Origin of the sequence: Paraburkholderia sp. NMBU_R16, assembly GCF_013282575.1 — a bacterium.
Lineage (GTDB): Bacteria > Pseudomonadota > Gammaproteobacteria > Burkholderiales > Burkholderiaceae > Trinickia.
The window spans coordinates 76,057-93,791 of record NZ_JAAAYE010000003.1; the positions used below are offsets into that span (position 1 = coordinate 76,057).

Genomic DNA, 17,735 nt, shown 5'->3' on the forward strand with positions numbered 1-17,735 from the left:
GTAGAATGAAGCCCTGAGGCAAAAGCGGCAACCGGATGAACGACACCAAAAAGCGGGAAGCCATGCAAGACGACGAGATCCTCGGCTACTGGGCCGAGCGTATCCGCGCAGCCACGGCTGACGAGCGCCCCTTGCGCATCCGCGGCTCGGGCACGAAAGACTGGTACGGCCAGGCGCTCAACGGCGAGATTCTCGACACGCGTGCATATCGCGGTATCGTTTCGTACGACCCTGCGGAGCTCGTCATGACGGCGCGCTGCGGCACGCCGTTGACGGAGGTCGAAGCGGCGCTCGCCGAACACAATCAGATGCTCGCGTTCGAGCCGCCCCACTTCGGCCGCTCGGCCACGCTGGGCGGCTGCATCGCGGCGGGTATCGCGGGCCCGCGCCGCAGCTCGGCCGGTGCGCCGCGCGACTTCGTCCTCGGTGTCACGATGATGGACGGCCGCGGCGAAACGCTGCGTTTCGGCGGTCAAGTGGTCAAGAACGTTGCGGGGTACGATGTGTCGCGCCTGATGGCCGGCTCGCTCGGCACGCTCGGCCTGATTCTCGATGTGTCGATCAAGGTCCTGCCGTTGCCCGTGGCCGAAACGACGCTCAAGTTCGACATGAACGGAACCGATGCGGTACGCAAGCTCAACGAGTGGTGCGGCCGGCCGTTGCCGATCACGGCAAGCGCCTGGCGCAACGGCACGCTCGCGGTACGCCTCTCGGGCGCCGAGAACGGCGTGAAGACAGCCCGCAATACGATCGGCGGCGAAGTCGTGGATGCCGTCGAGGCCGAGCGCTTCTGGGCCGGCTTGCGCGAGCAGACCGATCCGTTCTTCGCGACGATTCCGCCGCGCTCGGCACTCTGGCGGCTCGCGCTACCGTCCGTCACCGAACCGCTGCAACTGCCGGGCGCGCAGCTGATGGAGTGGGGTGGCTCTCAGCGTTGGTGGATCACGGATACCGATGCCCAAACGGTACGTATCAGCGCCAAGCAGGCCGGCGGTCACGCCACCATTTTTCGCGCAGGCCGCGAGTTCGATCGCAGCGCCGGGGTCTTCACGCCACTGCCGGCGCCGATCATGAGGATCCATCGAGGCCTGAAAGCCGCCTTCGATCCGGCACGCATCTTCAATCGCGGCCGCCTCTACGCGGACTTCTGAGCCATCCCAAGACCCGATCGACTGAGCGACGCGATGCAGACACAACTGGCGGACTTCATTCGCAATACGCCGGACGGCAAAGAGGCCGATGCGATTCTGCGCAAATGCGTTCATTGCGGCTTTTGCACGGCCACCTGCCCGACGTACCAACTGCTGGGCGACGAACTCGACGGCCCCCGCGGCCGCATCTATCTGATGAAGCAGATGTTCGAGGGTGCGCACGTCACGCGTAGTACACAGCTGCATCTGGACCGCTGCCTCACCTGCCGCAGTTGCGAGACGACCTGCCCTTCGGGGGTGCAATACGGGCGGCTCGTGGAAATCGGCCGGCCCTATGTGGATGCGGCCGTGCCGCGTCCGCTGCGCCAGCGGTTGATACGGCGGCTGCTGGCGAGTCTCTTGCCCAACACCGCCATATTCACGCCGCTCATGCGGCTCGGCCAGCACGTTCGGCCGTTTCTGCCGCGCAAGCTGCGCGACAAGGTGCCGCCGCGCCAGCATCCGCTCCAGTGGCCCGCCAAACGGGCGGTGCCGCACGAACGCAAGGTGCTGATGCTCGCCGGCTGTGTTCAGCCGGCGATGTTGCCGAACATCAACATCGCGACCGCGCGCGTACTCGATGCGCTCGGTGTCGAGGCGATCGTGGCGCCGGAGGCCGGCTGCTGCGGCGCGATTCGCTTGCATCTGAGCTACCGCGAGGAAGCACTCGACGATATGCGCCGCAACATCGACGCATGGTGGCCGTATATCGAAACGGGTATCGAGGCGATCGTCATCGATGCCTCGGGCTGCGGCGCGACGATCAAGGAGTACGGGCACTTGCTGCGCGACGATCCTGTCTACGCGGACAAGGCGCGCCGCGTCGCCGAACTCGCTTGCGACATCGCGCAATGGCTGCAGGGCTTCGAGGCGGAACTCACGGCGCTCGCGCGCCGCCGCGGCGTGCATACCGTTGCATTCCATCCGCCTTGCACGCTGCAGCACGGGCAGCAAATCCGGGGCGTGGTCGAACGGCTGCTGACGTCGCTCGGCCTCGAAGTGCGCGTGCCCGCCGACAGTCATCTATGTTGCGGCTCGGCAGGCACTTATTCGATCACTCAGCCGTCGCTCGCGTATACGTTGCGCGATCGCAAGATCGACACGCTCGAAGTACTCGAGCCGCAAATGATCGTATCGGCGAACATCGGGTGCATCACGCATCTGCAAAGCGGAACATCGGTACCCGTCACGCATTGGATCGAGCTCGTCGAGCATATGTTGGCGGCGTAAGATCGCGTCGCCCTCAACATGACCGATCCGGTCCAGCAGAATATGCTGCGGCATGGCCGCGAAACGCCACGATCGCGCTATTTCGCGATTTATTTGGCGAATCGGCCGAGGGTCGTTGCCCGGTAGCATGGAATCATCAACCGCTCCACGCTACCGGATACCGAACCATGTCCAACTCCTCGCTCGTCGAAGCCGATCGCAAACACCTGATCCATCCCGTCGTCAGCTATCGCGCGCATGAAGCGCGCGGCGTAACCGTACTCGAGTCCGCGCAAGGCGTCTTTCTGCGGGACGCAAACGGCCATGAACTGCTCGATGCGTTCTCCGGTCTGTGGTGCGTCAACACCGGCTATGGCCACCAAAGCATCGTCGAGGTGGCCGCCCGGCAAATGGCACGACTGCCCTATGCCACGGGCTACTTCCATTTCGGCTCCGAGCCGGCCATCGAGCTCGCTGCGAAACTCGTCGAGTCGTCGCCCGCGTCGTTGCAGCACGTGTACTTCACACTTGGCGGGTCGGATGCCGTCGATTCGGCACTGCGCTTCATTACGCACTACTACAATGCCACCGGGCGTCCCACGAAAAAGCACGTCATCGCGCTCGAGCGCGGCTATCACGGCTCGTCGTCGATCGGTGCCGGGCTGACCGCACTGCCCGTCTTCCATCGCCACTTCGATTTGCCGCTTGCGACGCAGCACCATATCCCGTCGCCGTATCCGTACCGTAGCGAACACGCCGACGATGCCGCAATCATCACGGCCTCGGTGGCCGCGCTCGAGGCCAAAGTCGCCGAACTCGGCGCACAGCATGTCGCCGCGTTCTTCTGCGAACCGATCCAGGGCTCGGGCGGCGTGATCGTGCCGCCTGCCGGCTGGCTGCGAGCGATGCGCGAAGCGTGCCGCAAACTCGACATTCTGTTCGTCGCCGACGAAGTCATCACGGGTTTCGGTCGCACGGGACCGCTCTTCGCCTGCGAGGCCGAACAGGTCGAGCCCGACCTGATGACCGTGGCGAAAGGGCTCACGGCGGGCTATGCGCCGATGGGCGCCGTGCTGATGTCGGATGCCGTCTATCAAGGCATTGCCGACGGCGACCCCGCGGCGGTGATCGGCCATGGTCATACCTATTCGGCACACCCCGTGAGCGCCGCGATCGGGCTCGAAGTGCTGCGTCTTTATCACGAAGGCGGACTGCTCGCCAACGGCATCGCGCGCGGCCCCCGCTTCGCGCAGGGACTCGACGCGCTGCTCGCGCATCCGCTCGTCGGCGACGCGCGGCATCGCGGCTTGCTCGGCGCGCTCGAACTCGTCGCGGATAAAACGACCAAACAACGCTTCGATCCATCGCTGAAGCTGCCCGAGCGCATCGCCACGTCCGCCTATGCCAATGGCCTCGTTTTCCGCGCGTTCGGCGATGGTGTCCTGGGGTTCGCACCCGCGTTGTCCTACACGGAAAGCGAATTCGATCTGATGTTCGAGCGCCTCGAAAAGACGCTCGACGATGTCCTCGCCCAATCCGAGGTGCGAGCCGCGCTCAAGGCATCGGGTGAACTCGGTAGCCGTGCTGCCGCGTAAGTTAGTGACGCATGGCTAACGGTGTGACGACAGGCGGCTGCGGTCCGCCTGTCGGCGCCTCAGGCGAAGCGCGTGCTGCCCGTCGCCACAGCGTCGCGCGCCCTCGCCTGCTGCAGGAATTCGGTGGGCGTGACGCCGCAAAAGCGTTTGAAATGGCGCGCCAAGTGGCTCTGATCGAAAAACCCGACCTCCGCGGCCACCACGGCGCCCGGCACGCCCGCGAGCAACAGCAATTGCGCGCGTCGCACGCGCACCCGGCACAGATACTTGTACGGTGACAGTCCGATCCGCTGGCGAAACACGGTTGCGAAGCGAGAAACGCTGAGCGCCGACATTTCGGCCAATTCGGCAAGGCGCACTGACTTGTCGAAATTCGCTTCCATGTAGGCCAGCACATCGCGAAGTGCGCTGTCGGGTGCATCGACGATCTGCATGATCAGGCCTCGCTCGGCGTGGAGACGTCGGCGCTCGCCAGCGGCGCATCGGATGCCCTGCGCGCGAAGCGAGCGATGGAGAACGGTTCGAGCGCGATCTCGGTACGGCCGACGTCGAGCAGTTCCGCGAGCGTCTCTCCCACGCCGGGACCGATCTGAAAACCGGATCCGCTGAAGCCGAATCCATAGAAAAGACCGCCGGTCGTGGAACTGGCGCCGATGATCGGCTCCGCGTCGGGCAGGTAGCTCTCGACACCGCTCCAGACGCGAATGACGTTCAGCGGTGTCATGGCCGGAACGAGCCGGCGAAACTGTGCGAGCTGGCGGACCGTGTTGATCGGCAGCACGCCGGCACGGCGCGTCGCCACGTCGGCCGGCCCCGGCGGACCGCCGCCCAATATGATGTTGCCGCGCGGGATCTGCCGGAAATAGACGCTCTCTTCCTTGATCGACGTATAGACGCCCATCGACGAGCCGAAGACGTAAGGCACCGGCTCCGTGACCGCCATCTGCGGACCGTGCGCCACAAGCGGCACGGGCTCGCCGAATTGCGTCGACAGTGCGTTCGCCCATGCGCCGGCACAGATCAAGAGCTGCTGCGAACGGTAGATATCGCCGCAAGCGCTCTCCACGCGAAAGCCGCCCGCTTCTTTTTCGATGCGCACGATCTCCGTATTTTCGACGATGTTCGCGCCGAGCCGGGCCGCCGCGCGCGCGAATGCGGGCGCCGCAAGACGCGGATTCGCATGCCCATCGAGCGGCGAAATGGAGGCGGCCAGCACCTCCTTGCTCAAAAACGGGAACCGCCGGAACATCGCCGCGCCTTCGAGCACCTCGAGATCGAGATCGTATGCACGCGCCTCGCGCGCATAGCGATGAAAATATTCGGCGTCGTGCGCGTGATAGCAAACGCGCGTATGCCCCGACGGCAGGAATTCGACGTCTTCGCCGAGCAATTCCCGCGAGCGCCGCCACGTTTCGAGCGCGCGATTGGCCATCGCCAGTTGCGCAAGCACCCGGCCCTGGCGACGGATCCCACCGAAATTCACCCCGCTCGCCTGCTGGCCCGTGAGCCCACGTTCGAGCAACGTCACCGAACGATGCCTGCGGCGCAGAAAAAACGCCGTCGACGTCCCGACGATTCCGCCGCCGATGACGATCACGTCGGCTCGGTCGCTCATTCGCTGAACTCCTGCGTACATTGACCTGCGTGTGCCGGAGTCCGTTCAGCGTCGAACGCCGGCGCGATCGCCATCGGCAACGGCTTGACCGGCGCCTGGCCGCGCAGCCGCCCCACCGCTTCGAGCGGAACATGCGCTTCGGCAGCGATCACTTCCGCGCCCGCCTGCGCGCAAAAGCGGCCTTGACAACGCCCCATGCCGATACGGGAGAACGCCTTCGCGCGGTTCGCTTCCGTCGCGCCCATCTCGCGCACGACACGGCGCAACTCACCGGCCGTGATCGCCTCGCAACGACAGACGATCGTCTCGTCGGGCAGCGCGGCCGCGAAACGCACGGGCCACGGAAAGGCGCTGCGCAAGCCGGCTGCGAACCGCGTGAAACGTACGAGTTCGGCGCGCAGGCGCGCGGCACCTTCGCGCTGGATTCCGGCGTCGCTCAACGCCGCCAAGGCGGCGAGCCGGCCCGCGCGTTCGGCGGCATCCGCGCCGCGCACGCGCACGCCGTCGCCGGCGAGATAGACGCCGGCGATGCTGCTGCGGCCATCCTCGTCGATGTGCGGAAGCCATGTCTGCGTCGCGTCGTCAAAATCGAACTCGCAGCCAGCGAGATCGGCAAGCTGCGTTTCCGAGCGCAAGTGATAACCGAGCGCGACCGCATCACAGGGCACTTCGAGGGTCGTTGCGTCGGCGAGCTTCACGCGCACGCCCGACACGCCATGCTCGGGCGAACCGTCGATTGCCACGGGCGTGACACCGCGATGAACGACAACGCCTGCCTTCTTCAGCACGCGCATGAGCGCCATGCCCTTGCGCAGCGTCGAAGGAATGGCGAGCAGTTGCGGCAAAGCGCACAGGCGCTGCGCAATTGTCGACGTATCCAGTACGGCGCTCACCGTCGCGCCGGCTTTCACATACTGCGCAGCTACCAGATACAGCAGCGGCCCCGTACCCATCATCACCGTGCGCGCACCGATCGCGCAGCCTTGCGATTTCAACGCGACCTGCGCGCCGCCCAGGCTGAAGGTCCCCGCGAAATGCCACCCAGGTACGGGCATCAATCTGTCCGTCGCGCCGCTGCAAACGATCAGCGCATCGAAAGCGATCTCCTCATAGCGCGTGCCGCTGACGACATGGACCGCCTTCGCCCCGATGTTCCAGACCAGCGTGTCGGGGCGATAGTCGATCGACGCGCGCATCGCCTGGAAGTCGCGATGCAGCGCAGCCGCCCTCGCCGCTTCGGTGCCATAGAGCGTCTCGTACGAGCGGGAAAACCCGTCGGGCTGCCGTCGATAGATCTGGCCGCCGTCCTTACGGCCCTCATCGATGACGACGGGGCGCAATCCGGCTTCGACGAGCGATTGTGCCGCGCGTACTCCCGCGGGACCGGCACCGACCACGATGACCTTCATCGCGTTCACATCCGGACGCGCGGCCATACGCCTTCCCCAACGAGCGCCGCGCGCGTGACGATCGACATGCCCGGCGCGGCCGGGGTCGTACAGGCGCGTATGCGCTCGCCCTCGGCAGTCCAGACCCAGCAGTCCTGGCATGCGCCCATCAGGCAGAAACCCGCGCGGCGTCCATCGCCGAACTCGGAATCGCGCAATGTGTCGTGCGTCGTCAGCAAGGCAACCATCAGCGTGTCGCCCTCGGCCGCCTGCGTGGGGACACCGTCCACGATCAGATCGAACGTCTTGCGTCCTGTCTCGGCCACCCTCACGAAGCGCGAACTCATGGCGTCACTGCTTCGGCTGTCTGCATGCGGATGAGATCCTCCGCCGAATGGTGGCATCGGATTTCGACGCCCGAGGGCAGCTTCGTCATCGAAGGCGGTGTGACGTTGCACTTCCCGTCGATACGGGCCGCACAGCGCGAACGGAAACTGCAAAGCTGGTCCGATTCGCTGGGCGGCCCCATGGCGGGCAGTGCGCCGGACGTCATGGCGCGGCGCGTATCGAGCCAGCCCGGACGCAGCGCGGGCACCGAGTCGACGAGCAAGCCCGTATAAGGATGATAAGGGGGTGCGCTCAATGCGTCGCGCTGGCCCGCTTCGACGCACTGCCCCGCATAGAGCACGACCACTTCGTCGCAGATCGCCCGCACCGTCGAGATGTCATGACTGATGAACATGTACGAGACGCCGAGCTCGCGCCGCAATTCGCCGAGCAGCTCGAGGATCGCCGCACCGACCACCGTGTCGAGCGCCGATGTCACTTCGTCGCAGAGGATCAGCTCCGGATCGGCGGCAAGCGCGCGGGCCAGATTCACGCGCTGCTTTTGTCCGCCCGACAGGCCGCCGGGCTGGCGTTTCGCCACCGAGGCCGGCAGCTTCACGAGGTCGAGCAGTTCGAGCATGCGCTTGGTCGCCGCCGCGCCGCGCAGCCCGTGATAAAAGCACATCGGCCGCGCAAGGATATCGGCCACGGTACGGCTCGGGTTCAGCGCCGTATCGGCGTTCTGGAAGACGATCTGCACGCGCCGATACTGCTCGAGCGTGCGCTCGGACAGCTTCGCGGGCAACGACTTGCCGTCCAGCAGCACGTCGCCGCTTGCGCGGTCCACGAGCCCGGCAACCACGCGCGCGAGCGTCGTCTTGCCCGAACCCGATTCTCCGATGACACCGAGCGCGCTGCCGCGTGCGATCTTCAGGCTCACGTCGTCGAGCACGCGCACCGCGGGCAGTCCGTTCGAGCCGACGCGCCCGTAGCCCGCGCTCAAATGGCGAATCTCGAGCAGCGGCACGCTCGCTTCAGGTGCGGCTGCGACGGGTTCGGGATCCGGATGGCGCGTTGCGGCAAGCAACTGACGCGTGTACTCGTCGGCCGGCGCATCGAGCACTTGGGCCGTTACGCCGTTTTCGCGCACTTTGCCGCCGTTGAGGACGACGATGCGATCCGCCATCTGTGCCACGACGGCCAGATCGTGCGAAACATAGACGGCGGTCGTGCCCAGTTCGCGGATGACCTTCTTGAACGCGGCGAGCACTTCGATTTGCGTCGTGACGTCGAGCGCGGTCGTCGGCTCGTCGAACACGACGACGGCCGGATCCGTGATCAACGCCATGGCCGCCATCAGGCGCTGCAATTGTCCGCCCGATACCTGATGCGGATAGCGCGAACCGATCGTCTCCGGCGCAGGCAACGCGAGCGCGCGAAACAATTCGATGGCCTTCGCGCGCGCCGCGGCCGGCGTCATCAGCTTATGCAGCAGGGCCGGCTCGATCACCTGATCCATGATCGTGCGGGCCGGATTGAACCCCGCCGACGCGCTTTGTGCGACATAAGCGACCGTGCGTGAACGCAACGCGCGCCGCCCTTTCTCGTCGAGCGACAGCACGTCGACTCCGCCGATCCTCACCGAGCCGCCTGCGATCGAACACCCGCCGCGCGCATGGCCGAGCAGCGACAGTGCAATCGTCGTCTTGCCGGAGCCCGACTCGCCGATGAGCGCCAGTACCTCGCCCTTTTCGACGGTGAAATCGACGCCCTTCACGATCTCGACGACCGTCTCCGGCGCGATGCCCGCAATGACGCGCAGTCCCCTCACTTCGATCATGCTCATTGGCCACCTCCGTGAGCGCGCGCGCCATGGCGTCGCAAGCTGTCGATCAGCAGGTTCACCCCGACCGTCAGCGTCGCGATCGCGACCGCCGGCATCAGCACGGCGGGTGCGCCTTCCGACAGACCGCCGATGTTCTCGCGCACGAGCGACCCCCAGTCGGCATCGGGCGGCTGCACGCCGAGGCCGAGGAAGCTCAGACCGCTCAACAGCAGCACGATGAACACGAAACGCAGGCCGAAGTCCGCGAGCATCGGATGGATCATGTTGGGCAGCACTTCGACGCGCGCGATATAAAGCAGCCGCTCGCCGCGCGCCCTGGCGACCTGCACGTACTCGAGCGTCATCAGATTGACCGCCAATGAACGCGAGATGCGGAATGCGCCGGGAATATAGGCGAGCGCGGCGACCATGATCAGCATCGGCACCGACGAACCGAACGCGGCGATGATGACGAGGGCAAGCACCTTGCTGGGAATCGAAATCAGTGCGTCGAACAGACGGCTGAGGATTTCGTCGACCCATCTGCCCGACACAGCCGCGACGAGACCGATGAACGTGCCGATACAGCTGGCGAGCACGGCCGATGCGAGCGCGAGCCCGACGGTGTATTGCGTGCCGTACAGCACGCGGCTCAGCATGTCGCGGCCGAGGTAATCGGTGCCGAGCAGATGCGCGGCGCTGCATGCGCCGAAGATTTCCGTCGACGTGACCGCGCCACCCTTGTACGGTGCGACGAGCGGCCCGATGAACGCCACGCCGAGCCAGAATACGATGATCGTCAGCCCGATCAGACCGAGCACCGAGAAGCGGCTCGCGAAACGGCGAAAAGCGCTGCGCTTGACGGCCAATGCTTCGATCGGCACGTCCTGGAGCGCATCGGCACAAGGCTTCGCCTCTTCGTCGGGTGCCGAGTACAGCACGGTGGTGGCGTGGGATGTGGCGGGTCGGTTCATCGTTGACGCAGCCTCGGGTTGGAGATGATTTGACACATATCGGCGATCAGCACGAGCACGAGATAGGCGGAGCAGAACACCATGACGCAGCCTTGCACGAGCGGCATGTCGCGGTTCGTCACGGCATCCACCATCAGGCTCGCGAGCCCCGGATAGTTGAAAATCGACTCGACGATCACGACCCCGCCGAACAGATACGACAAACTCAAGGCGATCGCATTGGCGATCGGTCCGATCGTGTTGGGGAGGACATGACGCAAAACGATGCGTGCGGGGGACGCGCCCTTCAATCGCGCCATCTCGACATACGGAGCATTCAACTGGTCGAGCACCGCAGCGCGCGTCATGCGTGCCATCTGCGCGACGATGACGCAGCACAGCGTCGTCACGGGCATCGCATAGATGCGCACGAGCGCACCGAACGACGTCACCTCCGACAGATACGACAGCGCGGGCAACCAGCGCAGCTTCACCGCGAAGATCAGCACGGCGATCGTCGCGATCAGAAACTCCGGAACGGCGACCGTCGACAACGTCAATACGTTGAGCGTGCGATCGAGCAGCGAGCCGCGAAACATGGCGGACAGAATGCCGATCAAGAGCGCGACGGGAACCGACACCAGCGTGGTCAATCCGGCGAGCATGAGGGAGTTGGGCAAACGCGTCGCAATAAGCTGACTCACGGGCATGCTGTTGGAGAGCGACGTGCCGAAGTTGCCCGTCACGACGTGCGCGAGCCACTCGAAGTAGCGCTGTAGCGCAGGCTGATCGAGGCCGAATTGATGACGCAAGGCGGCCACCTGCTCGGGCGTCGCCGCTTGACCGAGCGCCTGCTGGGCGGCGTCGCCCGGCAAGAGCCCGGTCAGGCCGAACACGATAGCCGAAACGATCAGCAACGTGAGCAGCGCGAGACCGAGCCGCGCCGCAATGAGTCGTTGCGCGTGGACTTTCATCGGACGACATCTCCGGTTAAGAGTTGCGCGGCCGCCGCGCGCGGTGCCGAAACCTGCAGCCGTTTCGAGCCGCGCGCGGTGCCGCGCAGGTGGATCAGGTATCCAGCCATACGTTCTCGGCAAACTTGAAGCCCATCAGGCCGGCAATCGGAATCGAGCCGAGCCCCTTGAGCTTCGTCGAATGCGCATCGATCGAGCTCAGGAACATCGGGATGCCGATGCCGCCATCGTCATGCACGAGCACCTGCATATCGCCGTAAATCTTCTTGCGCTTGGCCTCGTCCGGCTCGCCGCGGGCCGCCACCAGCATCTGGTCGAACTGCGCGCTCTTCCAGTTCGCCTCGTTCCACGGTGCGTCCGACTTGAAGAACTGCGTGAAGATCACATCGGCGCTCGGGCGCGCGTTGATGTTGCCGAACGTCAGCGGATGCTTCATCCAATGATTCGACCAGTAGCCATCCGAAGGCGTACGCACCACTTTCAGGTTCAGGCCGGCCTGCGGCGCGACTTGTTGCAACAGCATGGCCATTTCGACGGAGCCATCCGCGGCCGGCGATGCGTACACCTGCACCGGCGCGTTGCCGAGCTTCGCCTTCTGAAAATAGAACTTCGCCTTTTGCGGATCGAACGTACGCTGCGGCAACCCCGCGAAGTAGTACTTGTTGGTCGGATCGATCGGTTGATCGTTGCCGATCGATCCATAGCCGAGCAGCACCGTGTTGCGAATCTGCTCGCGATCGAGCAGGTACATCATGCCGCGGCGGAAATCGGCGTTGCCCGTGATACCGCCTTCGTCACGCATGATGAGGTCCGTATAGCCGCCCGTTTTCGTCTCCTGTACGGCGAAACCCGACGTCCCCTTGATACGCGCGGCCGAGCGCGGATCGACCTGATTGATGAGCTGCACGTCCCCCGACAGCAGCGCGTTCACGCGCGCCGGCTCGTCGCCGATACCGACGAGCTCGATCTCGTCGAGATGAGGCAGCCCCGGCTTCCAGTAGTGCTCGTTGCGCACGACGACCGTGCGTACGCCCGGCGAGAAATCCTTGAGCTTGAACGGGCCCGTGCCCACGGCCGTCTTGAAGTCGCTCGTCCCGTCCTTGATGATCATGAAATGCGAATCGGCGAGGATCACGGGCAGGTCGGCGTTCGCCCCTTGCAAGGTGATCGTCACTTCGTTCGGGCCGCTCGCCTTGACCTCCTTGAACTGATCCGCGAGCGTCTTCGCCTTCGAAGCGGTAGCCGGGTCCTTGTGACGTGTCAGCGACCAGACCACATCGGCGGGTGTGAGCGCCTTGCCGTCGTGAAACTGCACGCCGTTGCGCAGCTTGATGACCCAGACGGTGGCATCTTTCGTATCGATCGACTGCGCGAGCGCCATCTGCGCACCGAGATGCGAGTCGTATTCGGTCAGGCCGTTGTACAGCATGTTGGCCCGTACATAATCGGTCGAGACCGCTCCCTTGGCCGGATCGAGGGTATCGGTGGCGGACGACGATTGCGTCGCCACGCGAATCTTGCCGCCCTGCTTCGGCTTGTCCTGTGCGAGGGCCCGGTCGCTCATGGCGAGCAGCCCCGCGCCCGTCATCGACATCATGCCGCTCGCCATCATCGCGCGCAGAATGTCCCGCCGCGCGGCGCCACGCCGTGTCAGTTCTTCCAGTCGTACGCCGCTGCCGGCTACGTCTTCGGGCGATTTATCGATGCTCATGAATCTCTCCGCGTGAGGTGGTCTTGTGGGGGAACGGCCGTTTTGGTCAATTGCTCGATACAACGTCAATAAAAAACGTCTTTGATCTGGTAGTACGCGCCGACGAGCGGCAAAAACCAAGGCTTGCCCGTATGCCCGGGAATCGCGGGCCAGTCGAAATCGCGCCACGGATTGGCAGCCGGATTACCGCTCATCACCTCGGCCATCACCTGCCCCATATGCGTCGACATCTGCGTGCCGTGTCCGCTGTAGCCCATCGAAAACCATATGCCGCCATGCTGTCCGGCACGCGGCAGACGGTCGGCCGTGATATCGACGAGTCCGCCCCAGCAGTAGTCGATCCGCGCCCCCGCGAGGCTCGGAAAGAGCTGCGTGAGATTCGCGCGCAAGATGCGGCCGCTCTTCTCGTCGGATGGCTGCTCCGATGCCGTGAAGCGTGCCCGACCGCCGAACAGCAGGCGCGAGTCGGAGGTCACGCGAAAATAGTTGTGCATGAGGCGGCTCGTCGTGTACGAACGCCTCTTCGGGAAGAGGCGCGCTAACGCCGTTTCGGGCAGCGGCTCGGTCACGACGATGAACGAGCCGACCGGTGCCAGCCGCCGCCGGTACCATGAAAAAGGACCGTGCCGCGACGGCCCCGTCGCGATCAGCACCTGCTGAGCTCGCAACGTGCCGCGCGACGACTCCACGCGATACCCCGCGCCGTCCTTCTCGATCGACGTCACGGCCGCATGCTCGAAGAGCTGCGCGCCATGGCGTGCCGCCGCATTCGCGAGCCCGACGGCGAACTTGCCCATATGCATCTGCCCGCCGCGTTTTTGCAGGAGACCGCCGAAGAAGCCGTCGGAATCGACTTCGCTGCGAATCCGGTCCCGGCCGAGGATCTCGACGTCGGGATCGACCTCGCGATGAATCAGCTCGGCCGTGCGCTGCAAGTGTTCGAGATGACGCGGCTTCGATGCGAGCTTCAACTTGCCCGAAGCCAGGTAATCGCACTCGATCCGCTCCTCCCGAATCAGCCGCTCCACCGTATCGACGGCCGCCGCGTAAGCGCGGTAGCAGCCCTGCGCGCGCTCCACGCCAAGCTGCTGGCGCAGTGCAGCGTAATCCTGGGCCACGCCCGTGTTGCATTGACCGCCGTTGCGCCCCGATGCACCGCCTCCCATGCGTCCCGCATCGAGCACCGCGACGCTCGCGCCGCGACGACCGAACGCGAGCGCCGCAGAGAGCCCCGTGAAGCCGCCGCCGACGATAGCGACGTCGACGCTTCCCTGCGCCGGCCCCTCGCTTGCGTAAACACCGACAGGCGCGGTATCGAGCCAGTAGGAATCGAGCTTCATCGTGCAACCTCGGGGCTAAGCCGGGTGAAAGAACGCGCTTGCGACCAATGATCGATCACAGGCCGAGCTGCGCCGCGAGTTCGCCGATCGTCTTCACCTCGGTGTACTCGTAATACGGCGTGCCCGGCTCATGGCCGCGATTGATGAACGCCTTGTGCTTGATGCCGAGATCGTGCGCCGTCATCAGGTCGTAGCGCAGGCTCGACGAAACGTGCAGCACGTCCTGCGGGTTGCAGTCCAGTTGGTCGAACATGTATTCGAAACCCCGCATGCGCGGCTTGTACGACTGCGCCTGCTGCGCGGTGAAGACCCGATGGAACGGGGCGCCGAGCTTGTCGACATTGCTCTGGATCTGATCGTCCGAGGCGTTCGACAGAATCACGAGCTTGTATTTTTTCGCAAGGCGCGAAAGGCCTTCCGGTACATCCGGATGCGGGCCCCAGGTCGGCACGGCGAGATAGAACTTTTCCGCTTCGGCTTCGTTGAATTCGACCTTCATGCGCTCACAGGTGCGGCGCACCGAGTTGACGACGACGTCGCGATAGGGTTTCCATGCGCCGAGCACTTCGTCCAGCCGATAGGCCGCGAAGAACGCGACGAACTTTTCCAGTTCCGCGCCCTTCAGACGATCGCCATACATCTCGCGTGCCATATCCGCCATGCGGAATTTCGTCAGGGTGCCGTAGCAGTCGAAGGTGATGTATTTGGGCTCGAAGTCGATCATGGTGACAATCCTTTTGTTTGTCTAATGAGCCCATTTTGGGCTCAGTGGCGAAAGACAGGTAGAAAGCGTCTATACGAAAATTAAAGCAGTCCAAAATAAGCCGTGTCGTCGATTAGGGGCGGCTCGGCGATACAAATCACTCGTTCGGGACCGCTGCGACAGCAGATCGTGCTGGGCGGGCTGCGCGCCGATTCGTTGGGATTCACGGCGGTATCGTCAGCTCCGGGTATCGATGAGCACGCTTTTGAAACGAAGGTGGGCTTCATAGCCGAGCCGTCCAAGATCCTTGCCGATACCCGAGCGCTTGTATCCGCCCGTCGGCATCGCGAAGTCGTTCGTACGGCCATAACGGTTGACCCACACCGTGCCCGCCTCCAGTGCACGCACGAGGCGCAACGCGCGGCCGATATCCGCCGTGTGAACGCCGGCCGCCAGCCCGTAGTCGGGATGCGAGGCGAGCGCGAGTGCCTCCTCTTCCGTCTCGAACGTCTGCACGGTGAGCACCGGGCCGAAGATTTCTGCGCACACGGCTTCTGTTTGCGGTGTGACATCGGTGAGGATCGTCGGCAGGTAGAACGCGCCTGACACGGCGGCATCGGCGCGCCGGCCGCCGCATCGCACGACGGCGCCTTGAGCTGCGCTGCGTTCGACGATGGCCTCGATGCGCGCGGCTTGCGCCTCGGAAACGATCGGTGGCAGCGTCGTGCCCGCCGCCCAGGTAGCGCCGGCACGCAGCGTCGCGAATGCCTGGCCAATGCGCTCCACCAGTTCCTCGGCCACTGCGCGCTGAACGAGCAGACGTGAACCCGCCACGCACACCTGCCCCGCGTTGCCCGATATGGCTCCCGCGATTCGACGCGCAACTTCGTCGATCTTCGGCGCGTCGGCAAAGACCAACTGAGGGCTCTTGCCGCCGAGCTCCAGCGTGAGCGGCTTCGTGCCGGACTCGGCGCAGGCCGTCATGATCTGGGCACCCGCGCGGGTGGACCCCGTGAACGTGACCTTGGCGATGCCCGGATGCCGCACGAGCGCATCGCCCGTCGTCGCGCCGTCGCCTTGCACGACGTTGAATATGCCCGCCGGTATGCCGGCCTCGATGGCGAGTTCAGCGAGACGCAGCACGGAGAACGGCGTCATCTCGGAGGGTTTGACGACGACCGCATTGCCCGCCGCCAGCGCAGGTCCGATCTTCCAGGACGCCATCACGAGCGGGAAATTCCATGGCGCGATGGCCGCCACGACACCATACGGTTCGGCGATCGTCATGCCCAGATGATCGTGGTCGGTGGCCACGAGTTCGCCGCCGACCTTGTCGGCGAACTCGGCGTAAAAGCGGATGCCTTCGGCGGTGAACGGGACATCCCAGTTGTACGCATCCCGCACGGGCCGCGTCGAGCCGATAGCCTCGAGCGGTGCAAGCGTGCCGGCATCGGCGGCGATCAGATCGGCGAAGCGGCGCAGCATACGCGCGCGCTCGCGCGGCGCCATGCTCGGCCAGCCGCTTTCGCGAAACGCGCGCGACGCATTTTCGACCGCTCGAGCCACGGTCTCGGCATCCGCAATCGGTATCGAGGCATATGCGGCGCCGTCGGAAGGGCGCAACACGTCCCTTCGAGCGGTGCGCTGATCGATCCACTCGCCGCCAATGAAGTGGCCGCTGCGTATCGCGACGGCGGAAGGCTCGAACTGATCCATGATATGAAGTCTTCGAACGGTTTCGATGACACACATCGTAGTGCGACCGCCACCGCATATTTCGCCGACAAAATTTCGCCATCAGCAGATTCGATGCGTTATCGAGCGTCGTACGGTGCGTTTTGCAGTGCATCACATCCGGGACACTGCAACGAGGCGACGACAGGAAGATCGTCCTAGTCAGCCGTGGGGCACACTGTGACAGTGAATATCCGATGTATGCGCACACAGAACAGGAGGCCGACGTGCTCGATCGAATCCCCAATAGCGGCGTTAGTCTGCGCGAGTTTGCGGACGACGATCTCAGCGCCGCTCACGCGTTGTCCCGGTCGGTACGCTGGCGTCACCGCCCGGAGGACTGGCGGTTCGCCGCGCACACCGGCAAGGGGATCGTGGCGGTCGATGAAGACGGAACGCTGGTCGGTTCGGCATTCGCGTGGCGGTTCGGCGACGATGCGGCCACGATCGGGATGCTGATCGTGGCGCCCGATCACGAGCGCCACGGCATCGGCCGTGCGATGATCACACACTGGATGCACGCGCTCGCGCCGCGCACGCTGTTGCTCCACGCAAGCGACGCCGCTTTGCCGCTCGTCGAGCAGCTCGGGTTTCGTCGGTTGGGACGCATCCATCAGCACCAAGGGGCGGCGTTTCATCCTCCGCTCGTGTCGCTGCCGCCCGGCGAACGGTTGAGACCGGTCGGCGCCAACGACACGCCCCGGCTCGTCGAACTCGCCTCGCGTGCCAGCGGGCTCGATCGACGGGAGCTGATGCCGGCGCTGCTCGATATCGCGAGCGGGATCGCACTCGATCGGGACGGCGAGCTGATCGGGTTTGCGTTGTTTCGGCGCTTCGGCGATGGGCATGTCATCGGGCCGGTGATCGCGCCCGAGTCGACGGATTCGTGCCGGGCCAAAGCCCTCATCAGTCATTGGCTCGCGTCCAACGCGGGGATGTTCGTGCGCATCGACACGCCTCGCGAGTTGGGGCTTTCGGATTGGCTCGAAGACGTAGGATTGCCGCTCGTCGATCATATCGAACGGACGGCGTACGGCGCGCCGGATGTGGGACCGTCGGCGGCCGATACCGCATTGAAGCAGTTTGCGATCACGAGTCAGGCGGTCTGGTGAGCGTGAGGCGGTCGGAACGAAGGCGCGCCGTATAATCCCCCAGTCGCTGCCCACCGCTT

At 64.8% G+C, this 17,735-nt stretch carries 15 protein-coding genes; 4 read left to right on the forward strand and 11 right to left on the reverse strand.

Going from position 1 to position 17,735, the window contains the following annotated elements; translation table 11 throughout:
* The first annotated feature begins 62 nt into the window (after positions 1–62).
* From glcE to GWC77_RS02165, 3 genes are all read left to right on the forward strand, one after another.
* Positions 63–1,151: a glycolate oxidase subunit GlcE gene (glcE, locus tag GWC77_RS02155; RefSeq protein WP_173255326.1), complete on the forward strand. Its 1,089-nt coding sequence runs from the start codon at positions 63–65 to the stop codon at positions 1,149–1,151.
* A gap of 33 nt (positions 1,152–1,184) precedes the next feature.
* Complete coding sequence (glcF, locus tag GWC77_RS02160) at positions 1,185–2,420, forward strand: glycolate oxidase subunit GlcF (RefSeq protein WP_173255216.1); 1,236 nt, start codon at positions 1,185–1,187, stop codon at positions 2,418–2,420.
* A gap of 167 nt (positions 2,421–2,587) precedes the next feature.
* A complete protein-coding gene (locus GWC77_RS02165) occupies positions 2,588–3,994 on the forward strand; it encodes an aspartate aminotransferase family protein (protein ID WP_173255217.1) in 1,407 nt (468 codons plus the stop codon).
* Positions 3,995–4,053: 59 nt separating this feature from the next.
* On the opposite strand, the gene GWC77_RS02170 is transcribed toward GWC77_RS02165, so the two are convergent.
* The 11 genes from GWC77_RS02170 to GWC77_RS02220 form a co-directional block, all read right to left on the reverse strand.
* Positions 4,054–4,428: a helix-turn-helix domain-containing protein gene (locus GWC77_RS02170; protein ID WP_173255218.1), complete on the reverse strand. Its 375-nt coding sequence runs from the start codon at positions 4,426–4,428 to the stop codon at positions 4,054–4,056.
* A gap of 2 nt (positions 4,429–4,430) precedes the next feature.
* Positions 4,431–5,609 (reverse strand): FAD-binding oxidoreductase, encoded by a 1,179-nt coding sequence (locus tag GWC77_RS02175; protein ID WP_173255219.1) that lies wholly within the window; start codon positions 5,607–5,609, stop codon positions 4,431–4,433.
* The gene (locus tag GWC77_RS02180; protein ID WP_173255220.1) at positions 5,606–7,045 is read right to left on the reverse strand and encodes an NAD(P)/FAD-dependent oxidoreductase; all 1,440 of its coding nucleotides are present in this window, start codon (positions 7,043–7,045) and stop codon (positions 5,606–5,608) included. Before GWC77_RS02180 ends, GWC77_RS02175 begins: the two co-directional genes overlap by 4 nt.
* Positions 7,024–7,344, reverse strand: coding sequence for a (2Fe-2S)-binding protein (locus tag GWC77_RS02185; RefSeq protein ID WP_173255221.1), 321 nt, complete (start codon positions 7,342–7,344; stop codon positions 7,024–7,026). Before GWC77_RS02185 ends, GWC77_RS02180 begins: the two co-directional genes overlap by 22 nt.
* Positions 7,341–9,170 carry an ABC transporter ATP-binding protein gene (locus tag GWC77_RS02190; RefSeq protein ID WP_173255222.1) on the reverse strand — a complete coding sequence of 610 codons (1,830 nt, stop codon included), beginning with the start codon at positions 9,168–9,170 and terminating at the stop codon, positions 7,341–7,343. The genes GWC77_RS02185 and GWC77_RS02190 overlap by 4 nt, the downstream gene beginning before the upstream one ends.
* Positions 9,167–10,123: an ABC transporter permease gene (locus tag GWC77_RS02195; protein WP_173255223.1), complete on the reverse strand. Its 957-nt coding sequence runs from the start codon at positions 10,121–10,123 to the stop codon at positions 9,167–9,169. Before GWC77_RS02195 ends, GWC77_RS02190 begins: the two co-directional genes overlap by 4 nt.
* On the reverse strand, positions 10,120–11,076 hold the full coding sequence (locus GWC77_RS02200) for an ABC transporter permease (RefSeq protein WP_173255224.1): 957 nt from the start codon (positions 11,074–11,076) through the stop codon (positions 10,120–10,122). Before GWC77_RS02200 ends, GWC77_RS02195 begins: the two co-directional genes overlap by 4 nt.
* A 94-nt stretch (positions 11,077–11,170) precedes the next feature.
* Positions 11,171–12,787: an ABC transporter substrate-binding protein gene (locus GWC77_RS02205; RefSeq protein ID WP_173255225.1), complete on the reverse strand. Its 1,617-nt coding sequence runs from the start codon at positions 12,785–12,787 to the stop codon at positions 11,171–11,173.
* A gap of 65 nt (positions 12,788–12,852) precedes the next feature.
* A complete protein-coding gene (locus GWC77_RS02210; RefSeq protein WP_173255226.1) occupies positions 12,853–14,127 on the reverse strand; it encodes an FAD-binding oxidoreductase in 1,275 nt (424 codons plus the stop codon).
* A 55-nt stretch (positions 14,128–14,182) separates the two neighbouring features.
* Positions 14,183–14,851, reverse strand: coding sequence for a haloacid dehalogenase type II (locus GWC77_RS02215; RefSeq protein ID WP_173255227.1), 669 nt, complete (start codon positions 14,849–14,851; stop codon positions 14,183–14,185).
* Between the two features lie 216 nt (positions 14,852–15,067).
* Positions 15,068–16,546 carry an aldehyde dehydrogenase gene (locus GWC77_RS02220; RefSeq protein WP_173255228.1) on the reverse strand — a complete coding sequence of 493 codons (1,479 nt, stop codon included), beginning with the start codon at positions 16,544–16,546 and terminating at the stop codon, positions 15,068–15,070.
* A gap of 245 nt (positions 16,547–16,791) precedes the next feature.
* Between GWC77_RS02220 and GWC77_RS02225 the strand changes: the two genes are divergently transcribed.
* A complete protein-coding gene (locus GWC77_RS02225; protein WP_367948985.1) occupies positions 16,792–17,676 on the forward strand; it encodes a GNAT family N-acetyltransferase in 885 nt (294 codons plus the stop codon).
* Positions 17,677–17,735: the final 59 nt, after the last annotated feature.